This window comes from Bariatricus sp. SGI.161, from assembly GCF_050313695.1.
GTDB lineage: Bacteria > Bacillota > Clostridia > Lachnospirales > Lachnospiraceae > JAFBIX01.
In genome coordinates this window covers 1-16,596 of sequence record NZ_JBNPLX010000011.1, presented here as the reverse complement: position 1 = coordinate 16,596, position 16,596 = coordinate 1, and the positions used below count along the sequence as shown (strand labels likewise).

At 43.0% G+C, this 16,596-nt stretch carries 17 protein-coding genes and 4 pseudogenes; 6 read left to right on the top strand and 15 right to left on the bottom strand.

Going from position 1 to position 16,596, the window contains the following annotated elements; genetic code table 11:
- Positions 1 to 10 precede the first annotated feature (10 nt).
- Both ACQRBH_RS08195 and ACQRBH_RS08190 read right to left on the bottom strand, forming a co-directional pair.
- A complete protein-coding gene (locus tag ACQRBH_RS08195; protein ID WP_427761326.1) occupies positions 11 to 157 on the bottom strand; it encodes a hypothetical protein in 147 nt (48 codons plus the stop codon).
- A gap of 199 nt (positions 158 to 356) precedes the next feature.
- Positions 357 to 680, bottom strand: coding sequence for a prealbumin-like fold domain-containing protein (locus tag ACQRBH_RS08190; RefSeq protein WP_427761376.1), 324 nt, complete (start codon positions 678 to 680; stop codon positions 357 to 359).
- Between the two features lie 624 nt (positions 681 to 1,304).
- Between ACQRBH_RS08190 and ACQRBH_RS08185 the strand changes: the two genes are divergently transcribed.
- Positions 1,305 to 2,006 (top strand): TetR/AcrR family transcriptional regulator, encoded by a 702-nt coding sequence (locus tag ACQRBH_RS08185; protein ID WP_427761325.1) that lies wholly within the window; start codon positions 1,305 to 1,307, stop codon positions 2,004 to 2,006.
- A 121-nt stretch (positions 2,007 to 2,127) separates the two neighbouring features.
- A complete protein-coding gene (locus ACQRBH_RS08180; RefSeq protein WP_427761324.1) occupies positions 2,128 to 3,405 on the top strand; it encodes a hypothetical protein in 1,278 nt (425 codons plus the stop codon).
- 267 nt (positions 3,406 to 3,672) lie between these two features.
- Here the strand turns inward: ACQRBH_RS08180 and ACQRBH_RS08175 are convergent, their stop codons facing one another.
- The 3 genes and pseudogenes from ACQRBH_RS08175 to ACQRBH_RS08165 form a co-directional block, all read right to left on the bottom strand.
- Positions 3,673 to 4,233, bottom strand: a complete 561-nt coding sequence (locus ACQRBH_RS08175; RefSeq protein WP_427761323.1) for a virulence RhuM family protein — start codon at positions 4,231 to 4,233, stop codon at positions 3,673 to 3,675.
- Complete coding sequence (locus ACQRBH_RS08170) at positions 4,223 to 4,345, bottom strand: hypothetical protein (RefSeq protein ID WP_427761322.1); 123 nt, start codon at positions 4,343 to 4,345, stop codon at positions 4,223 to 4,225. The genes ACQRBH_RS08175 and ACQRBH_RS08170 overlap by 11 nt, the downstream gene beginning before the upstream one ends.
- 269 nt (positions 4,346 to 4,614) lie before the next feature.
- Positions 4,615 to 5,524 (bottom strand): annotated as a pseudogene (locus ACQRBH_RS08165) (alpha/beta hydrolase).
- Between the two features lie 123 nt (positions 5,525 to 5,647).
- Here ACQRBH_RS08165 and ACQRBH_RS08160 point away from each other — a divergent pair.
- Positions 5,648 to 6,085, top strand: a complete 438-nt coding sequence (locus ACQRBH_RS08160; protein ID WP_427761321.1) for a MerR family transcriptional regulator — start codon at positions 5,648 to 5,650, stop codon at positions 6,083 to 6,085.
- A gap of 562 nt (positions 6,086 to 6,647) precedes the next feature.
- Here ACQRBH_RS08160 and ACQRBH_RS08155 read toward each other — a convergent pair.
- The 4 genes and pseudogenes from ACQRBH_RS08155 to ACQRBH_RS08140 all read right to left on the bottom strand — a co-directional run bounded on the left by ACQRBH_RS08155 (position 6,648) and on the right by ACQRBH_RS08140 (position 10,670).
- Positions 6,648 to 8,726: an InlB B-repeat-containing protein gene (locus ACQRBH_RS08155; RefSeq protein WP_427761320.1), complete on the bottom strand. Its 2,079-nt coding sequence runs from the start codon at positions 8,724 to 8,726 to the stop codon at positions 6,648 to 6,650.
- A 125-nt stretch (positions 8,727 to 8,851) separates the two neighbouring features.
- Complete coding sequence (locus ACQRBH_RS08150; RefSeq protein ID WP_427761319.1) at positions 8,852 to 9,553, bottom strand: TetR/AcrR family transcriptional regulator; 702 nt, start codon at positions 9,551 to 9,553, stop codon at positions 8,852 to 8,854.
- 236 nt (positions 9,554 to 9,789) lie between these two features.
- Positions 9,790 to 9,912: pseudogene (locus ACQRBH_RS08145) on the bottom strand (SpoIVB peptidase S55 domain-containing protein); the annotation flags it as partial.
- A 235-nt stretch (positions 9,913 to 10,147) separates the two neighbouring features.
- Positions 10,148 to 10,670 (bottom strand): annotated as a pseudogene (locus ACQRBH_RS08140) (type III toxin-antitoxin system ToxN/AbiQ family toxin).
- 495 nt (positions 10,671 to 11,165) lie between these two features.
- Here ACQRBH_RS08140 and ACQRBH_RS08135 point away from each other — a divergent pair.
- A complete protein-coding gene (locus ACQRBH_RS08135) occupies positions 11,166 to 11,507 on the top strand; it encodes a DUF4160 domain-containing protein (protein WP_328282614.1) in 342 nt (113 codons plus the stop codon).
- Complete coding sequence (locus ACQRBH_RS08130; RefSeq protein ID WP_427761318.1) at positions 11,422 to 11,859, top strand: DUF2442 domain-containing protein; 438 nt, start codon at positions 11,422 to 11,424, stop codon at positions 11,857 to 11,859. The genes ACQRBH_RS08135 and ACQRBH_RS08130 overlap by 86 nt, the downstream gene beginning before the upstream one ends.
- A 39-nt stretch (positions 11,860 to 11,898) precedes the next feature.
- Here ACQRBH_RS08130 and rhuM read toward each other — a convergent pair whose 3' ends face one another.
- From rhuM to ACQRBH_RS08100, 6 genes and pseudogenes are all read right to left on the bottom strand, one after another.
- On the bottom strand, positions 11,899 to 12,906 hold the full coding sequence (gene rhuM, locus ACQRBH_RS08125; RefSeq protein ID WP_427761317.1) for a RhuM family protein: 1,008 nt from the start codon (positions 12,904 to 12,906) through the stop codon (positions 11,899 to 11,901).
- Positions 12,893 to 13,150, bottom strand: coding sequence for a helix-turn-helix domain-containing protein (locus ACQRBH_RS08120; protein WP_235233535.1), 258 nt, complete (start codon positions 13,148 to 13,150; stop codon positions 12,893 to 12,895). The genes rhuM and ACQRBH_RS08120 overlap by 14 nt, the downstream gene beginning before the upstream one ends.
- 73 nt (positions 13,151 to 13,223) lie before the next feature.
- Positions 13,224 to 13,355: pseudogene (locus ACQRBH_RS08115) on the bottom strand (SpoIVB peptidase S55 domain-containing protein); the annotation flags it as partial.
- Between the two features lie 130 nt (positions 13,356 to 13,485).
- Positions 13,486 to 14,349 carry an AraC family transcriptional regulator gene (locus tag ACQRBH_RS08110; RefSeq protein WP_427761316.1) on the bottom strand — a complete coding sequence of 288 codons (864 nt, stop codon included), beginning with the start codon at positions 14,347 to 14,349 and terminating at the stop codon, positions 13,486 to 13,488.
- Positions 14,350 to 14,355: 6 nt separating this feature from the next.
- Positions 14,356 to 15,681 carry an MATE family efflux transporter gene (locus ACQRBH_RS08105; RefSeq protein WP_427761315.1) on the bottom strand — a complete coding sequence of 442 codons (1,326 nt, stop codon included), beginning with the start codon at positions 15,679 to 15,681 and terminating at the stop codon, positions 14,356 to 14,358.
- 124 nt (positions 15,682 to 15,805) lie between these two features.
- The gene (locus ACQRBH_RS08100) at positions 15,806 to 16,039 is read right to left on the bottom strand and encodes a GNAT family N-acetyltransferase (RefSeq protein ID WP_427761314.1); all 234 of its coding nucleotides are present in this window, start codon (positions 16,037 to 16,039) and stop codon (positions 15,806 to 15,808) included.
- 330 nt (positions 16,040 to 16,369) lie between these two features.
- On the opposite strand from ACQRBH_RS08100, the gene ACQRBH_RS08095 reads away from it, so the two are divergent.
- On the top strand, positions 16,370 to 16,596 hold a 227-nt coding region (locus tag ACQRBH_RS08095; RefSeq protein ID WP_427761313.1), incomplete at its 3' end, for a MerR family transcriptional regulator.

The following is a 16,596-nucleotide window of genomic DNA, read 5'->3' as shown; positions in this document are numbered from 1 at the left end:
GTTCATACTCCTACTTATAGCAACGATAAATTTTTTTAGCATTTGGCATTACAATATAAACGCTTTCTTGATCATCAACTGCCATTTGCGTCGCCTCTTCATCCTGAAGTCCCGGCAAACACGCAATAGTCTCTTCATATACGCCATCCTTATTCAAACGATATACTGCACCACCTGATACGGAAACACATAGAATGCCTTTTTCATCTACACGAAAAGAAGTAATATTGAATCCATATGGCAATTCACATATTAATAGTTATTGGTTGAATCGGTTAATTTCTTTTATGAGATAATAAATACCCCCTGTAACCATCCATCAATCCTTCTACCGTAACTTCTGTTTCCGCATCTTTTTACCACGGAAATCTCCTCCTTTGACGGTCATTTTCAAAAACTGCTGTCTGTTTAACCACAGGAGTTTCCTGATCCGCATAAGCAAAAGTCACAATCTGTGGGATTTCATTCAGCACAAAACCTTCAGGAGCTTTGGTTTCTACGATTTTATAGGAGCCAAGCGGAAGATCATTTAACACGTCTTTCCCATTCTGGCCCGTGGTCAGTGTTTCCACCAGAATATCTTTTGCATATTCCAGAATCCTGTTTCCTTCCCCAAACCCGTTCCAGCTATGGTTTTCCAATTCCGCAGCGTTCTCTCCGGTAAGGTGCGCAGAATGCACACTCAAATGCCAAGTATCCATCCGAGCAGGCGATAAAATTGTCAAGGTACGCTGAAATGGAATTTGGTTTTGAATAAAAAGAAATGTGCCCCTTCACTAATCACATGTTAGAAGGGGCAAAAATTAACCTGTTTTCAATTTTTTTCAGACTGTGTATACATCATTTATGACTATAAAAATAATATTGATGATTATCAAAAAAATATATATGAACTAATGGGAATTAATTCAAATGTTGGTATTATGACACCGCCATAGCTGATGGCAACGAAGATAAGATTAATGCCATGCTCCCCGATAATCTCCCAAAGGACATTCAAAAACTTTATAACAAAGCCCACAAATAAAATTTGCCAGGCGTAACTGCCTAGCATTTACATTTTATCTAAGCACGAAAAATAGAAATATATCAAATCGACACCTCTGTAATGTTTTGTCCACGTGTTCGTCATTGTCATACCGTTTCTTATGGCTACATTTCGAGAGGCTATATTGGTATCTCTGATGATAGAGCAGACTTCATCTACTATTATTTTGAAATAACCACTGTCCCCATCTTGAAAAACGGATGCACATCTGCTAAAATTGGTTTGCAAACCATTTTGTATGGCAGGGGGTGATTGATTGGCAGTACGAAGTGACGGACTTCAGACGGAAAAACGGATCTTGCAGGCTTGTGTCAGGCTGTTTCTGGAAAACGGATACCATCAGACGACCATGCTGCAGATTCTCAGGGAAGCAAAAGTTTCATCCAGCAGTTTTCAGAACCTTTTCCACAGCAAGGACGGCGTTCTGATGGAACTGGTGAAATTCATGTTTGAAAACCAGTTCGGGATCGCCAGAAATGTTGCGGGCGAGGCGCTCCCGCCGGTGTATGTCTATGCGGCAGAAACCGCGCTCCAGATCACGCTGACGGAGCTGAATGAAAATCTGCGGCAAATCTATCTGGAAGCCTACACGCAGGAACACCTGCTGGACTACATCCAGCGCGCCACGGCAAAGGAACTGTACCGGATCTTCGGTCCGTATCAGCCGGAGCTTACGGAGCAGGATTTTTACGAGCTGGATTTTGGCACAGCAGGACTGATGCGCGGCTATATGGCCAATCCCTGCACGGCGGATTTTACGCTGGAGCGGAAGCTGAACAAATTCGTGACGCTTGCGCTGCGGGGCTACAAGGTGCCGGAGGAGGATCTGCAGAAGGTGCTGGTCTTTCTTGCGGGGCTGGATATGCGCGGCATTGCCCAGTCGGTCATGGAGGATCTGTTCCGCCGGCTTGCCATGCGCTATGAATTTTCCCTGGACGGACTTCTTCCACAGGGATAGAAGCAAACAAAGAGGATTTGCAAGGGAGTACTCCCTTGCATAGGGAATCCCCCTATGCAATCTCCCTATGAATCAATTCCTTTTCTGAGGAGTACAGAGAAGACAAAAGAAAGGAAAGATTATGAAGAAAAGATTTTTCAGTATTCTGCTGAGCCTTTGCATGGTGCTGATGCTCTTTCCGGTCACAGCCTTTGCGGAGGACCCGTCCGGTAGCATTACGATCAACGGCCCGGATAAAGTCTGCGCGAAGCAGGACTACGAATTCACCGTAACGGCGGCGGGCGGCGTGACCCTGGACAAGGAGTTCGGGTATGACCTCGGCGGCATGGGCAGCGGCGTGGATCTGACAATCGATGAAGACGGCGTGGGACACGGCGTGCTGTCTGCGGAACTGTTCAATCAGGCTACGAACGGCTTTGATGTGCGCGCACATGGAATGACGGAGGACGGAAAAACCGTGTCCACAACCAAGCACGTCGAGGTCTCACCGGAGCACATCTACGAGGACGGCGTCTGCGGCTGCGGCGCGGTGCTGACGTACATCGTGGAGTATGACGGCGGCGCCGAGTTCGGCCTTTACGCGGATGTCAAGACCCACGGCAAGGATCTCACCCTGAGCAGTGAGACCTTCAAGCGTGCGGGCTATATCCAGACCGGCTGGCAGGGCTCGGACGGCAATTTTTATGAGCTCGGCGGCGTCTATTCCACGGACGAGGATGTGACGATGTATGCCGTGTGGGACAAGAGCATCACCCTGAGCGTGCCTTTCACCACCACAGTGAAGCTAGGCGGCAGCGTAGCCCCCGGCAAGACGACGTTTGATCTGGCCGTCGTGGATGCCAATGCAAGCGAAGAGACCTACAAGGACGTGACCGTCTCCGGCTCCGTCACCACAAACGGAGCAGGCGACTATGAAGGCATCCTGACCCTCACCGGTCCCTCTCGGCAGCTCTGGGATATGCTCAGCGAGGGCGCGTTTGTGCAGCAAGTGGACGCAGACGAGGAAGGCTGGACCTATGACGATACGGTGTGGGGTCTAAGTCTGGAGGAAAAGGAAATCGTTGCCCTTGCCTCTACGGATGATGCAGCGCCGGCCTATTCCGTGCAGGTTTACACCACAAAAGTCGAGGATTCGGACAACGGCCCGTACTACCAGATTAACTATACGGATCCGCAGGATAAGATGCGCTTTACCAACATCTATACAAAATCCACAACCGAACCGACGGAAACAACAAAACCGACGTCAAACACCCCAACCACTAACGCAACGACGAGCGTACAGACAGGCGACAATAGCAATCTCATGCTGTGGCTTGTTCTGCTCGCTGTATCGGCTGCAGGTGTGATTAGTACAGGCGTGTACAGCAGACGCAGGAGAAGCTCCCGGACTAAATAAACGGGACAAAACATAACAACAGTTAGCAAACACCCTGCAAGACTAAGAATCCTGCAGGGTGTTTCTATGTCATAATGTATGTCATACCGCAAGGCAAGGATACTGCCCTGCGGTATGATTTTCGCCGTGAAAATTATCCTTCTCTGTCGTGGGATCGGTGCCAGGGCTTGTGCTTGCCCTCAGCCTGTAACCGTATCATCATCTTTTGCATTGTGCAAAACTCTTCCATGTTCATATTGAGTACCGGCTTTTCACGAGTAATTGGCATTAGGGACAACATTTTTCATATTGAAGAACATATGTTGCTTCATTTCCCTTCGGGCGAGTCATATTCTGGTGATCGTAGAAATCCAGCAAATCGAGTGCATTGCTGTACTTTTCGATTACAGAAAGCACCTGTTTGCTGTCCAGTTCATTCTCCGTCCTTTTCATAATTCGTATCACTTCTCCCAATTGTTTGATACGATTATCATTCACCGCATACCCTTTTAATATGTACTGTTTTAATACAGAATTAGCCCAACGGCGAAATTCCACACCACGTTTGGATTTTACACGATAACCAACGGAAATGATTACATCGAGGCTGTAAAATGCTACCGGTTTATCTGAATTTGGAATTTGCAAAAAATGCAAATTGCTTTTTTCTTCTACTTCATCTTCTTTAAGCACATTTCTGATATGACGGAAAATGACTGAAACATCCCTTTGAAAAAGCTCAACCATTTGCGCCTGAGTCAGCCATACTGTTTCATTATCCACAGCTACAGGTAATTTCACCTGCTTATCTTCCGTTTCAAAAATGACAATTTCATTATTATTCTGCATCCTGCTCCTCCTTTTTCATTTTCCCGATCAGTTCTTCATATTTTAGCTGATACTCGATCAGTCGTGGAACATATTCCGGTGGTCTCCTGCGTATCCTGATTAAATATCTCAATCTGAATACTTTCTTTCAACTTACGATACAAAACTTCAAAATATAGTTCCTGTTCTTTACATGGTAATTCTTCAAATCTAATATTTTTCCCATCCAATATAAGCCTTGAAAATTCCGGTTTTAAGAGCTATTTAAATATTCCATACTGCTCATCTGTAACTGGCTCTAACCATTCGCTTGAGTCATCCTTACCTGGTACTTCTATCGCAAGATGAGAAAACCACGAATCTGGTGTAACACCATGCCAATGCTTCACTCTTGGTAGAATATTAACACACTCCGTTCTCTTCAAAAAATTTCTGCATCTTATCGAAAGGAATTACATCCAGGTTGTCATAGAGATCTGTATGGACTGCATCAGGAATAGTAAAAAGCTCCTTATTTGCAGCATACTTACTGTTCTTAACCATAGCCTCATATGCATCTTTTCCGAAATAATAGCTGTGTGCTTTCTCTCCATGTATGATAAGAACAGCACTTCTGATTTCATTACTATATTTCAGAATCGGCTGGTTCATAAACGACTGACAGCCGATGCTATTCCATCCTTCATTGGAATTAAGGCTTCTTTCATGATAACATCTCCCCTTATAATACTCGCTGTAATCCTTTACAAAAAATGGTGCGTCATCAGGGACCGGGAGTGGCATACATCCACCTGCTCGTGAATACTCACCCTTTTTATATTCCTCAGTTCTAAGAGCATTCATAGCCTGTTTCTTTGCAAATCGGGCTTCTTCACTGTCCTCTGAATCAAAATATCCGTTGGCATTCACTCTTGTCATATCATACATAGTGGACGCAACCGTTGCCTTGATTCGTGTATCAAGTGTAGCTGCATTAATTGCCATACCTCCCCAGCCACAAATACCAATAATACCAATCTTATCGGCATCTACGTTATCCTGTACGGAAAGGAAGTCAACGGCAGCCATAAAATCCTCTCTCTGCCATTGTCTGTGCGTACAATCCAGCACACTGCTCCTTTACCGCACCGAATGGACCACTTACTGCAATTGCCGGAAGCTTGCCCTCTGCATTCTTTGGAATATACATATCTGCTACAAGAGTAATTCCATATCGATTCATGAATGTAATCTTCTTATGATCCACCTTTTCGCTCTTAGGAAAAGTCTTATCCCACGCTGTAACCATCTTAAGCTCTTCTGTCTTCATAATATCAAATACCTCCGTATTAAAAATTCTATTGAAATGAAAGCCTTTTTGCTTTATGATATAATCATAAGACCTAAACTTAACTTTAGGTCAAGTATTATTTTCAAATTTTGAAAGAAGGTTTTTATGTACACAATTGGTCAGGTATCTGAGATGTTTCATCTCCCTATTTCTACCTTGAGATATTACGATAAAGAAGGATTTTTCCCTAATCTTAAACGCAAAGGCAATATTAGGCACTTCAGTGATAATGAACTTGAAGCAATCCGAGTAATCGAGTGCTTAAAACAATCAGGTCTTGAGATAAAGGATATAAAACAATTCTTTGAATGGGTTACAGAAGGCTCCTCCAGCTATCAAAAACGAAAAGAATTATTTGAACATCGAAAAGCTGCCGTCAAAGACGAAATAAAACAACTTGAAAAAACTCTTGCTATGCTGGAATTCAAATGTTGGTATTATGACACCGCCATAGCTGATGGCAACGAAGATAAGATTAATACCATGCTCCCCGATAATCTCCCAAAGGACATTCAAAAACTTTATAACAAAGCCCACAAATAAAATTTGCCAGGCGTAATTGCCTGGCATTTACATTCTGCTGCCATCTTCAAAATATTTGTATAGTATTACATAACCAAAGCAATTCTGAGCATAAGAAAACCAACCATTGTTTTGATGGTTGGTAAATTGACATGATTATTACCAGGATACTTTATTGGAAAATTCCTGTGTTTTATAGCAATAACCGTTGCTAATTCGATACACGCACACGCTACCGGGAAAACCAATCTCTCAATTCCCAAATTTATTACTGATTTTTCTACTGGTCTCGTAAGAAATCCTATATACAATAAAACAACCGCCAAAGTGGTTGACCTGTAATGAAATGTTGAAATTCCACCTAGTCCGCCAGAAAATTGCATCAAATCCTTGAAATCAAAATGTTTACCGCAGTATTGTGGACAATGCAAAAGATGATGATACAGGTGCAGAACAAGGCAAAGAAAATCCGCAGACCAGCACAAGCCCAGGCACCGAATCCACGACATAGAAACACCCTGCAGGATTATAAGTCCTGTAGGGTGTTTCTATCTGTTTCTATAATCTGTTCCGTTTATTTAGCTTATGAGCTTCTTCTGCGTCTGCTGTATACACCTGTAGCGATCACACCTGCAGCAGATACGGCAAACAGGACGAACCATAAAGCAAAGTTGCTGTTGTCACCTGTCTGCACGTTTGTTGTTGTACCGTTCTTCGAATTACTATCCGTTGTCTTGGCTATGGATTTTGTATAGGTGTTGGTAAAGCTCATCTGAGGCACCGCATATGCATCATCAGGGATTTCGTAGTAACTGCCATTGTCCGACGTCACAAGGGTTGCCGGGAAAATGAGCACAGAAGAAGGAGGTAAGATTTCATCGTCATATGCAAGAGCAATTTCTTTATTATAATAACGAAGTCCCCACACCTTGTCGTCATAGCTCCAACCTTCTTCGCCTGCGTTCACCTGCTGTACAAATACTCCGTCACTTAACATATCCGGAAGATCCTCTGAAGGACCGGTAATCGTCATGGTGCCTTCGTAGCTTCCTGCTCCGTTTGTGGTAATGGACGCAGTGACCTTCACGTCTTCAGATGACAGATCATTTCCCTGATAGTCTACAAGTTGCAGATTGAAAACTGTTTTTCCAGGTGCAACATTGCCGCCCTGCTTTACTGTGGTAGTAAATGGAATTTCGATAATCTCGTCCCAGACAGGGTACATGGTCACATTCTCATTAGTAGTATAAGTGCCGCCAAGATTGTAGCGTTCGCCCTCCTCGTCCATCCATCCGGTCTGGACATAACCTTCGCGGGTAAAGGTATCACTGCTCAGGGTGAAAGGCACGCCGTGGATCTTGGTGCCCTCCGCGATGCTGCCCGTGCTGCCTTCACCGCCATTATAGGTGATGGTGTAGGCGCGTGGCTCAAATCTCGCATAGAGAGTGATGTCTCTGGTAACAGCCTCTTCAAAATTATATTGATATGTGAGTGTTTCGTCCGTGTACCAGCCTGCAAAAGTATAGCCTTCCTTAGTTGGATTAGTAACAGGCTGTAACGCTTTTGCAGTGCTGGTATTGACGAACCACTGGGTCGGGACGGAGCTGCCGCCGTTTGAATTAAAGCTAACGGTGTGATATGTGCCGATAACCTGGCCCCCTCTATTATTTATGCCGCCGTAGTAAACGCCGCCGCTGATGGTGCCCATGTACTTAACCTCGCTATAGAACGTTGTGTAGCTGCCGGAGCTTGTGGTTTTAAGACTGGTTACGTCACCTATAAAAACCGTATCCTTAACAATACCGCCATTCGAGGTAAAACTACTTCCAGAAACAACGACACGCACGCCGCCTCCATACTCTGCGCTGCAATTCTCAATGGCGCCGCCGTTCATGGTAAAGTTACCTTTATTGTCGACATTCACACCGCCACCGCCGCCGCTTTTACTGGATGCGCTGCAGTTCTCAATGGCGCCGCCGCTCATGGTAAAGTTCCCTGAATGGTTGACAAACACACCGCCACCACTAGATGCGCTGCAGTTCTCAATGGTGCCGTCGTTCATGGTAAAGCTTTGTTCGCTGGTATACACGCCGCCGCCACTAGATGCGCTGCAGTTCTCAATGGTGCCGCCGCTCATGGTAATGTTTCTGATGGTATACACGCCGCCGCCTTGATCAGATGCTCTACAGCCTTTAATAGCGCCGCCGTTCATGGTAAAGCTGCCACTGTCGATACACACGCCACCGCCATACTTTGCGTAGCATTTCTCAATGGTGCCGCCGTTCATGGTAAAGCTGCCGTTGCTGATATACACGCCGCCGCCTTTCGAGGACGCATTGCCGCCGGTGATCACGCCGGATTTGGCGACGCTGCTATCCCGCAAAGTCAGATTGCCGTTGCTTCCCACATTTATCACCGAACCGCTGCCGGTCATCTTGATCACATGGCCGTTGAGGTCAAGGGTGACAGTTTTATTCACATTCAACGTCGTGTCGATGGTATAGTTCCTATCCAGTGTCACCGTACCGCCGATTTCAGCTTCGTCCAGCAAATTCTGCAGTTCAGTGGCGTTGCCCTCTTCTCCTTCCGCAAAGACCGTCACCGGGAAGAGCATCAGCACCATACAAAGACTCAGCAGAATACTAAAAAAACGTTTTTTCATATATATTATTTCCTTTCTTAGCTTTTCTGTACTCCGTAGAAAAGGAATTTGTTCAGAGGGAGATTGCATAGGGGAAACGCCCCTATGCAAGGGAGTACTCCCTTGCAAATCATCTTTGTTTGCTTCTATCCCTGTGGAAGAAGTCCGTCCAGGGAAAATTCATAGTGCATCGCAAGCCGGCGGAACAATTCTTCCATGACCGACTGGGCAATGCTGCGCATATCCAGCCCCGCGAGGAACATAAGCACCTTCTGCAGTTCTTCCTCCGGCACCTTATAGCCACGAAGCGCCAGCGTCACGAATTTGTTCAGTTTCCGCTCCAGCGTGAAATCTTCTGTGCAGGGATTTGCCATATAGCCGCGCATCAGTCCTGCCGAGCCAAATTCCAGCTCGTAGAAATCCTGCTCCGTAAGTTCCGGCTGATAAGGACCAAAGATACGGTACAGCTCCTTTGCCGTGGCCCGCTGGATGTAGTCCAGTACGCGTTCCTGCGTATAGGCTTCCAGATAGATCTCCCGCAGATTTTCATTGAGCTCCGTCAGCGTGATCTGGAGCGCGGTTTCTGCCGCGTAGACATACACCGGCGGGAGCGCCTCGCCCGCAACACTTCTGGCCATGCCGAACTGATTTTCATACATGAATCCCACCAGCTCCATCAGAACGCCGTCCTTGCTGTGAAAAAGATTCTGAAAACTGCTGGAGGAGACTTTCGCTTCCCTGAGAATCTGCAGCATGGTCGTCTGATGGTATCCGTTTTCCAGAAACAGCCTGACACATGCCTGCAGGATCCGCTTTTTCGTCTGTAGCCCGTCACTTCGTACTGCCACTCGATCACCCCCTGCCATACATCTTGGCTTGCAAGCCAATTTTAACAGATGTGCGTCCGTTTTTCAAGAGACAAATAACACTTTAGTATATTATCAAGAAGTCTTGCGGATTCCCTCTTGTCTTTTCTTGTGGAGTAGGCATAGACATTCATGGTGGAAATGAAATTCCTCGAAGGCATCCAGATGATAATCGTGTGACTCCTTTCGCTATCAGCCATTTCACCTCTAACACAATACTATCCCACCACGTCCAGCATGTTCTCAATAAAAATTCCATACCCCTTCGTTGGGTCATTCACCAGCACATGGGTCACCGCGCCCACCAGCTTGCCGTCCTGGATAATCGGGCTCCCGCTCACGAGTGATTGTCATTAGGGACAACACTTATGATTGTTAAATGAGTTGGTGGTACTATAATGATTGCAAAACAACAAAGGACAGGTTATCATCTTGATTTATTCAAACAAACCGGATACTTCACACTTTGCATAGAGCCTTTGCAAGTCGCATAATAATAATTTGATATAACTCATTTAGAAAACAGAACTTATTTGCTGGTAATCTATACTCATTTCACATTTATACGCAAAGTTTTTAACTTTCTTCTTTATTATGATTTCCATACTGCTCTAATGCTGTTTCTAATTTCTTGAAATCACAGCATGTCTTTTTCAAAAAAACAAAATTGTGAGATTTTGTATCATATCTCTGATTGAAAACATTTGTCGCTTTTTCCTCTATACTCTCCCAATTTTTTTCTTAAATATCGTATCTCATTAGATTCATATGTATCAACTTTTGGATCAATTTCTAATGCGGTTATAATTTCTTCGTTAACAGGAATCATATTATTATAAAGAAGATTTGCTATTTCTTTCCCTGAAGTTTCTGTAACAAATGTAGTAATAAGAGCACTTCTCTTATTCTTTCCTTCTTTCTTGCGCTCCTCTGTTGTCTGTGATGTTAGCGGAATCATATACTTCTTATCACCTACTGATGTAACAATTCCAGCAAACGGTCTATTATTAAATTTAACACTTACTCTGTAATCCTCTTTATGCAGATATTTTAGGTATTCCTTATCCACATAGTAAAGAACGGGCCTTTCTTTCTCCATCTTTCTCCTTTAAAAAAAGCTGTTTGTCATAAAACAAACAGCTTTCTTGTCCACTATAGCAGGACCTCTCTCATTTTGAATCGTCCACTGAAGCAGGACCTCTCTCATTTTGAATCGTCCACTATAGCAGGACCTCTCTCAAAACAAGTTGCCTTGTTTATTTACATTATATGCCGTATTATTAAAACATATACAGATTTTAACAGTATACCAAAGGTATTATGCTGTGTCAATCTTTTCTTTTTGTACTTTAATATTACTCTAGTCTCACAGCAATGTCAACCATATTTCTGTGAACTATCCATTAACTTCAGTTCAATTTTAACTGTGATTATCCTTGAAATCCCTTACTTTTCTGCTCTCCGATTCATTACTCGTAAAGCCAAGACTCAATGCTCCAGCATATATATATACAAGGAACCATATCCTCTTGACAATATCACAATATCACGATATCGTGATACCGTATTCACAGAAGAGGGAGGCTGAGATACTATGCCGGTGTTGTCAAGATTTTATGGAATCGTTATCAGAATGTACTTTTTGCAAAGTGAACACAACCCGCCGCACATCCACGCAATTTATAATGATGACGTTGCTGCAATCGACTTTATGACAGGGGATGTGCTAGAGGGGCATCTTCCCCCGAAAGCGTTAACGATGGTGCGGGAATGGCTGTCTATTCACAAAGATTCTTTACAAGACGCAAGAGTTTCGGAAGCTCCCTCCGTTGGAATAAGGAGGTGTATGTATGTTCCACAAGGTCAAAAATGTTTTTCCCATTTCCGACTTCAAACTGAATGTCCAGTTCAGCGAAGGCGTCACCAAGGTGTATGATATGAAACCGCTGTTTGAGAAACTTCCGGTTTTCAGGCGGCTTCAACAGGATCCGGCTTTGTTCGCCTGCGCAAGTGTGGATACAGGCGGCTATGGGATCCTTTGGGACGATGAACTGGATTTGTCCTGTGACGAGCTGTGGGAAAACGGTACCGTTGTCAAAACACCTTTTGACGGGTTGATGGCATTCAGCGATGCGACAGAGCTGTGGGGGCTGAACGAAAGCACCCTGAGAAAAGCGATTTCCTACGGAAAACTGGTCAATGGTATAGATGTTTGTAAATTTGGCAAGCAATGGGTGGTTTCCATTGATGCCATGGAGCGAGAATATGGAGCGGCTTCAAAAAGATAAGCTGTAAATATGCCGGTGGCTCCGCCTCCGGCATCGCATTTACCCCGCTGCATCCAGCATATTTTCGATAAATATCCCATATCCCCGTGTCGGGTCATTGACCAGCACATGGGTAACCGCCCCCACCAGCTTTCCATCCTGGATGATCGGACTTCCCGACATTTCTTTTTCTTCAGGACTTGATTCAGCAATCATGATCGTAAGGGCAACCAATGTTGAATCCTCCATTTTCTTTTTCCCGTCTACAAACAACGCATTATTCTTATCCAGAAAATACAAAAACATGGTTGCTGCGATTCTTTTGTTTCCATCAAAAAAGCTATGATTCTTCGTTACAAAGTATAAAAGATTGGCTGCTTTTTCTTCCAGAGATTCGTAAATATCCACTCCTCCGAAAGACTGATAAATATTTCCGATACTGCCTTTGAAGGAATCATCCTTCTCTTTGCCGAACAGATCTGATTCATCCCCAAATCGCATACTCTGAATCACGTCCATACATTCTTCATATTGAAGAACATATGTTGCTTCATTTCCTTTTGGACGAGTCATGTTCTGGTGATCGTAGGAATCCAGCAAATCGAGTGCATTGCTGTACTTTTCGATTACAGAAAGTACCTGTTTGCTGTCCAGTTCATTCTCCGTTCTTTTCATAATCCGTATCACTTCTCCCAGTTGTTTGATACGACTATCATTCACCGCATAACCTTCCAATATGTACTGTTTTAATACGGAATTGGCCCAACGGCGAAATTCCACACCACGTTTTGATTTCACACGATAACCAACGGAGATGATGACATCTAATGTATAAAATGGAACTAATTGCTTTACACCTTCAACACGCATTTTTTGCGTGTTGTTAATTTTATCCACTTCTGATTCCGAAAAAACATTATTTATATGTTTTCGAATTGTTTTTTCATCTCGCTCAAATAGTAACGCCATTTGATTAGCGCTCAGCCACACCGTTTCACTTTCTACATTAACCTCTAACTTTATCTGATGATCTTCTGTTTCAAAAATTATGATTTCATTCCTGTTCATTAAATACCTTCCTTTCCATTTCTTCTTTCAGCCCATTTTTCTCCAGATATTGATTCATTTTTACATAATATATCAACATCCTAAGCAAATACTCAGGCATTTTCCTTCTGCCTGCTTCCCATTCTTCCAAATTGCGAAGTGGGATACCTATATACTCTGAAAATGCTTTTCTGCTCAAGCCTAAACCGGCTCTGATTCTCTTTAACTTATCTGCCTGTTCTTGTAATTCTTCTCTTTTTTCCATGATAAAACCTCATTTTTCGCAAAATAAAACCACCTTTTCGGTGGTTCTATTCTACAATATCCAATCTACTTTGTCAATGCTCCAGCATATTCTCTATAAAGATACCATATCCTCTCGTCGGGTCATTCACCAGCACGTGCGTCACAGCACCCACCAGTCGCCCATTTTGAATCACAGGCGAACCTGACATTCCCCGTACAATCCCACTTCTATCAAGGTAGTCATGCGAACTGCGTATTTTTAACTAGAAGCTGTCGAGTTCTTTTGCAAAGATAAAATAACAATTAAGGTTTAAATGTATTTATTATTCTATCATTTACTTCAGCAAATGCCTCTCATTTTAGTGGAAAACAAATGTCGATTTCCATATATCCATCATCACCTACGTTTCGATATATATCAAGTATCGGTCTTTCATCAAGCTGATTTCCGGTCTTTGAAAGCCACCTGCAGAACATCTCTTGATATACCATAAAGAGAAATTGTGGGAATCCCTTAAAATGATAAACTGCATATTTACCGCCATCAAAGGTATGAGTCAAGATACTGGTATCCTCTTTCAGCACCGGGTGGTCCGGTGAAATTGTCTGGCAAAGTTCATACATGCATCTGTCTTCATCCGTAATTGACGGATCATCAATGGTACATTCAATATAAAGCGTATCTTCCGAAGACAAATGTTCATACTTTTTAATAAACTTACACCATTCTTCCGGCAGATTATGATAATTGCCTTTCTTACGCTCATACACAACCATAAAGCTGTTAAGATACTCGACCGTAATCAGTTTTTCCGACTCTTCTAATTCGTCAAGTGATATCCCATGTGCAAAAGAACTCCGTTCCACCATTTGTTCACTGAGCTTCCTGAAATCAGCCGGAGTTACATTCAGATGTTTCTTAAATGCCGTTGCAAAATTAGAAGACGAATATCCATAATCTACACCAATTTCTGTAATGCTTTTATCCTTTTCTACTTTAAGTCTCCAGGCACTTCTTTCAAGCCGGACACGTTTGATAAACTGATACAATGCTTCATCGGTATCCTCTTTAAACATTCGCATAAGATGATATTTTGAATAAGAACAATGTCTGGCCACATCATCCACCGTAATTTCTTCATCTATATTTTCAAATATATAACTAATCGCTTTGTTGATCACTGCACTTCGAATCGTAGTGCTGTCTTTCTCACCCACTGCAGATCACCTGCTTTCCATCATCTTCTTTTGTTTCGTGATCAGCCATGCCGAAACGATCGCTGTCAAAGCTTCTGTCGCCGGAGCCGCCATCCATACTCCTGTCATTCCCCATATAGCCGGGAAGATGAATGTAAATGCAAGAAGAAGAATCATTCCTCTTAGAGACGATATCAGAGCAGAACTTAACGCATCACCGCAGCTGGTAAAATACATCGAATTTATCACATCATATCCCATAATCAGAAATGTAACAGCGTAAAATCGAAATCCTGCGGATACCATATCTGCTACACTGCTGCTGCATCCAAACATACCTGCGTAACTTCTCCCTAATACGAAAAAGCATACTGCAAACAAAGCGCCTATTCCAAATAATATCTTATTCGTCAGAATGCGCAGCTGCATTGCTGTTTTCTGTTCCTTCGCGCCCCAGCAAACACTTACAAGAGTCGTCAGCCCCTGTCCGAAACCAATAGCAATCATGCTGTATCCGTATACTGTAAACCCAAGAATCGTGAACGCAGCAACCCCCTCTGCTCCAACATATTTCATCAACACATAGTTAAATGCAAACATAGATATTGCACTTGCCATCTCCCCGATAAATTCAGAGGAACCATTAAAAATGGTTTCTTTATTCACTGCTCTGTCAAATCTGTAATGTCTAAAACGTATGCCTACTGACAGTCTAATGAAATATATAAACTGAACAATGACTGCAATCACCTGCACAATAAGTGATGCTATAGCACTTCCCTGTACTCCCATCGCTAGTCTGCCTACCAGAATGTCATCAAGGATTGCATTTAGAATACAACTTATGATACTTACAAGCATGCACACCTGAGGCTTTCCATCCACGCGGATAAACATTCCAAATATGGTTCCAATCACCATCAGGGGGTAATTGAAAAGCATGATCCTATAGTACCCGGTAAAGTATGCAGACAGGTTCCCGTCTGCTCTCAATACCTTTAGGATAGGAGTGAACAATCCCGATATTACCAGTGATACTAATATACATATCACCGCAGCCGTTACAATCGTCTGTGAAAACACTTCGGAGGCCTTGCGTTCATCCTTTGCTCCAAGCAGTCTTCCACAGATTACCGTTCCACCAACACCGATGCATAACCCTACGCCCAGGTAAAAGTAAAGAATCGGTAATCCCAGATTAATAGCTGCCAGCGCATCTTCACCTACATAATTGCCAGTGAAATAACCGTCAGTTATTGTGATTACCGTTTCCAAAAGCATTGCTATGATACTTGGGATTGAAAACCGAAGGATAGTCTTAAGTTTATTTTCTTTGATTTGATCAATATCCATAATTACATCTCTCCTTTACAGAATTCCATTATAGAGATGTAATAATTACTATACTTCTGAATTCGTGCTATCTGCAAAAAGCGCCGTATTTCTTTATCTTATCAAACCAGATTGAATGTATGCATCAAACATTCATTTCAAACGCAATATCAGCTCTTTCAAATGGAAATTTTTCTTTATCAACAGGCATTTCTACAAAACCATTTTTTCGATACAAATGTAATGCCTGCACACATTTCCTATTTGATACTATAATAATTCTATTAATTCCCTGTCCTTTTGCATACTCAATACAAGCCTTAAGGCAGGCATTACCTGCTCCTGTACCTGTATACATTCCTTTTGCTGCAAATTTCATGATTTCCCAATCACAAACATTTCTGATATCCACCTTTTGTTCATCTCAATAAAATCATTTTTGTATTTTTCGTCTTGTGGTCTTCCTTTGTGCAAGCTGTAAGTTGATAATCTCAAGTTTTTCGGAAATCGCTGTTAAGTCATCAACTTTAGACTCGATAACAGTTTCTCCAAGCAAAGTGCTTACAGGTGTTTCAAGCACTTCCGATATGGAGATTAACATGTAACGCATATTAACATTTATGAATATTACAAACCATTCTTTATAATTCCTTTATCGTTACATCATAACACAGATCATCTCCATTACCAAGTCTGCATAATTTCAAAGATGTTTGGTTTACCTGTTTCAACACTTAGATACTACGACAAAGAAGGACTGTTCCCACATATGGAGCGTTCTTCCGGCATTCGCAAGTTTTCAGAATCCGAAATAGAAGCACTTCGTGTGATTGAATGTCTCAAGAAGACCGGTATGGAAATCAAAGACCTCAAACCGTTTATGGACTGGTGTGCTGAAGGTCCTTCTACTTATTCCAACCGCAAAACATTTTCCAC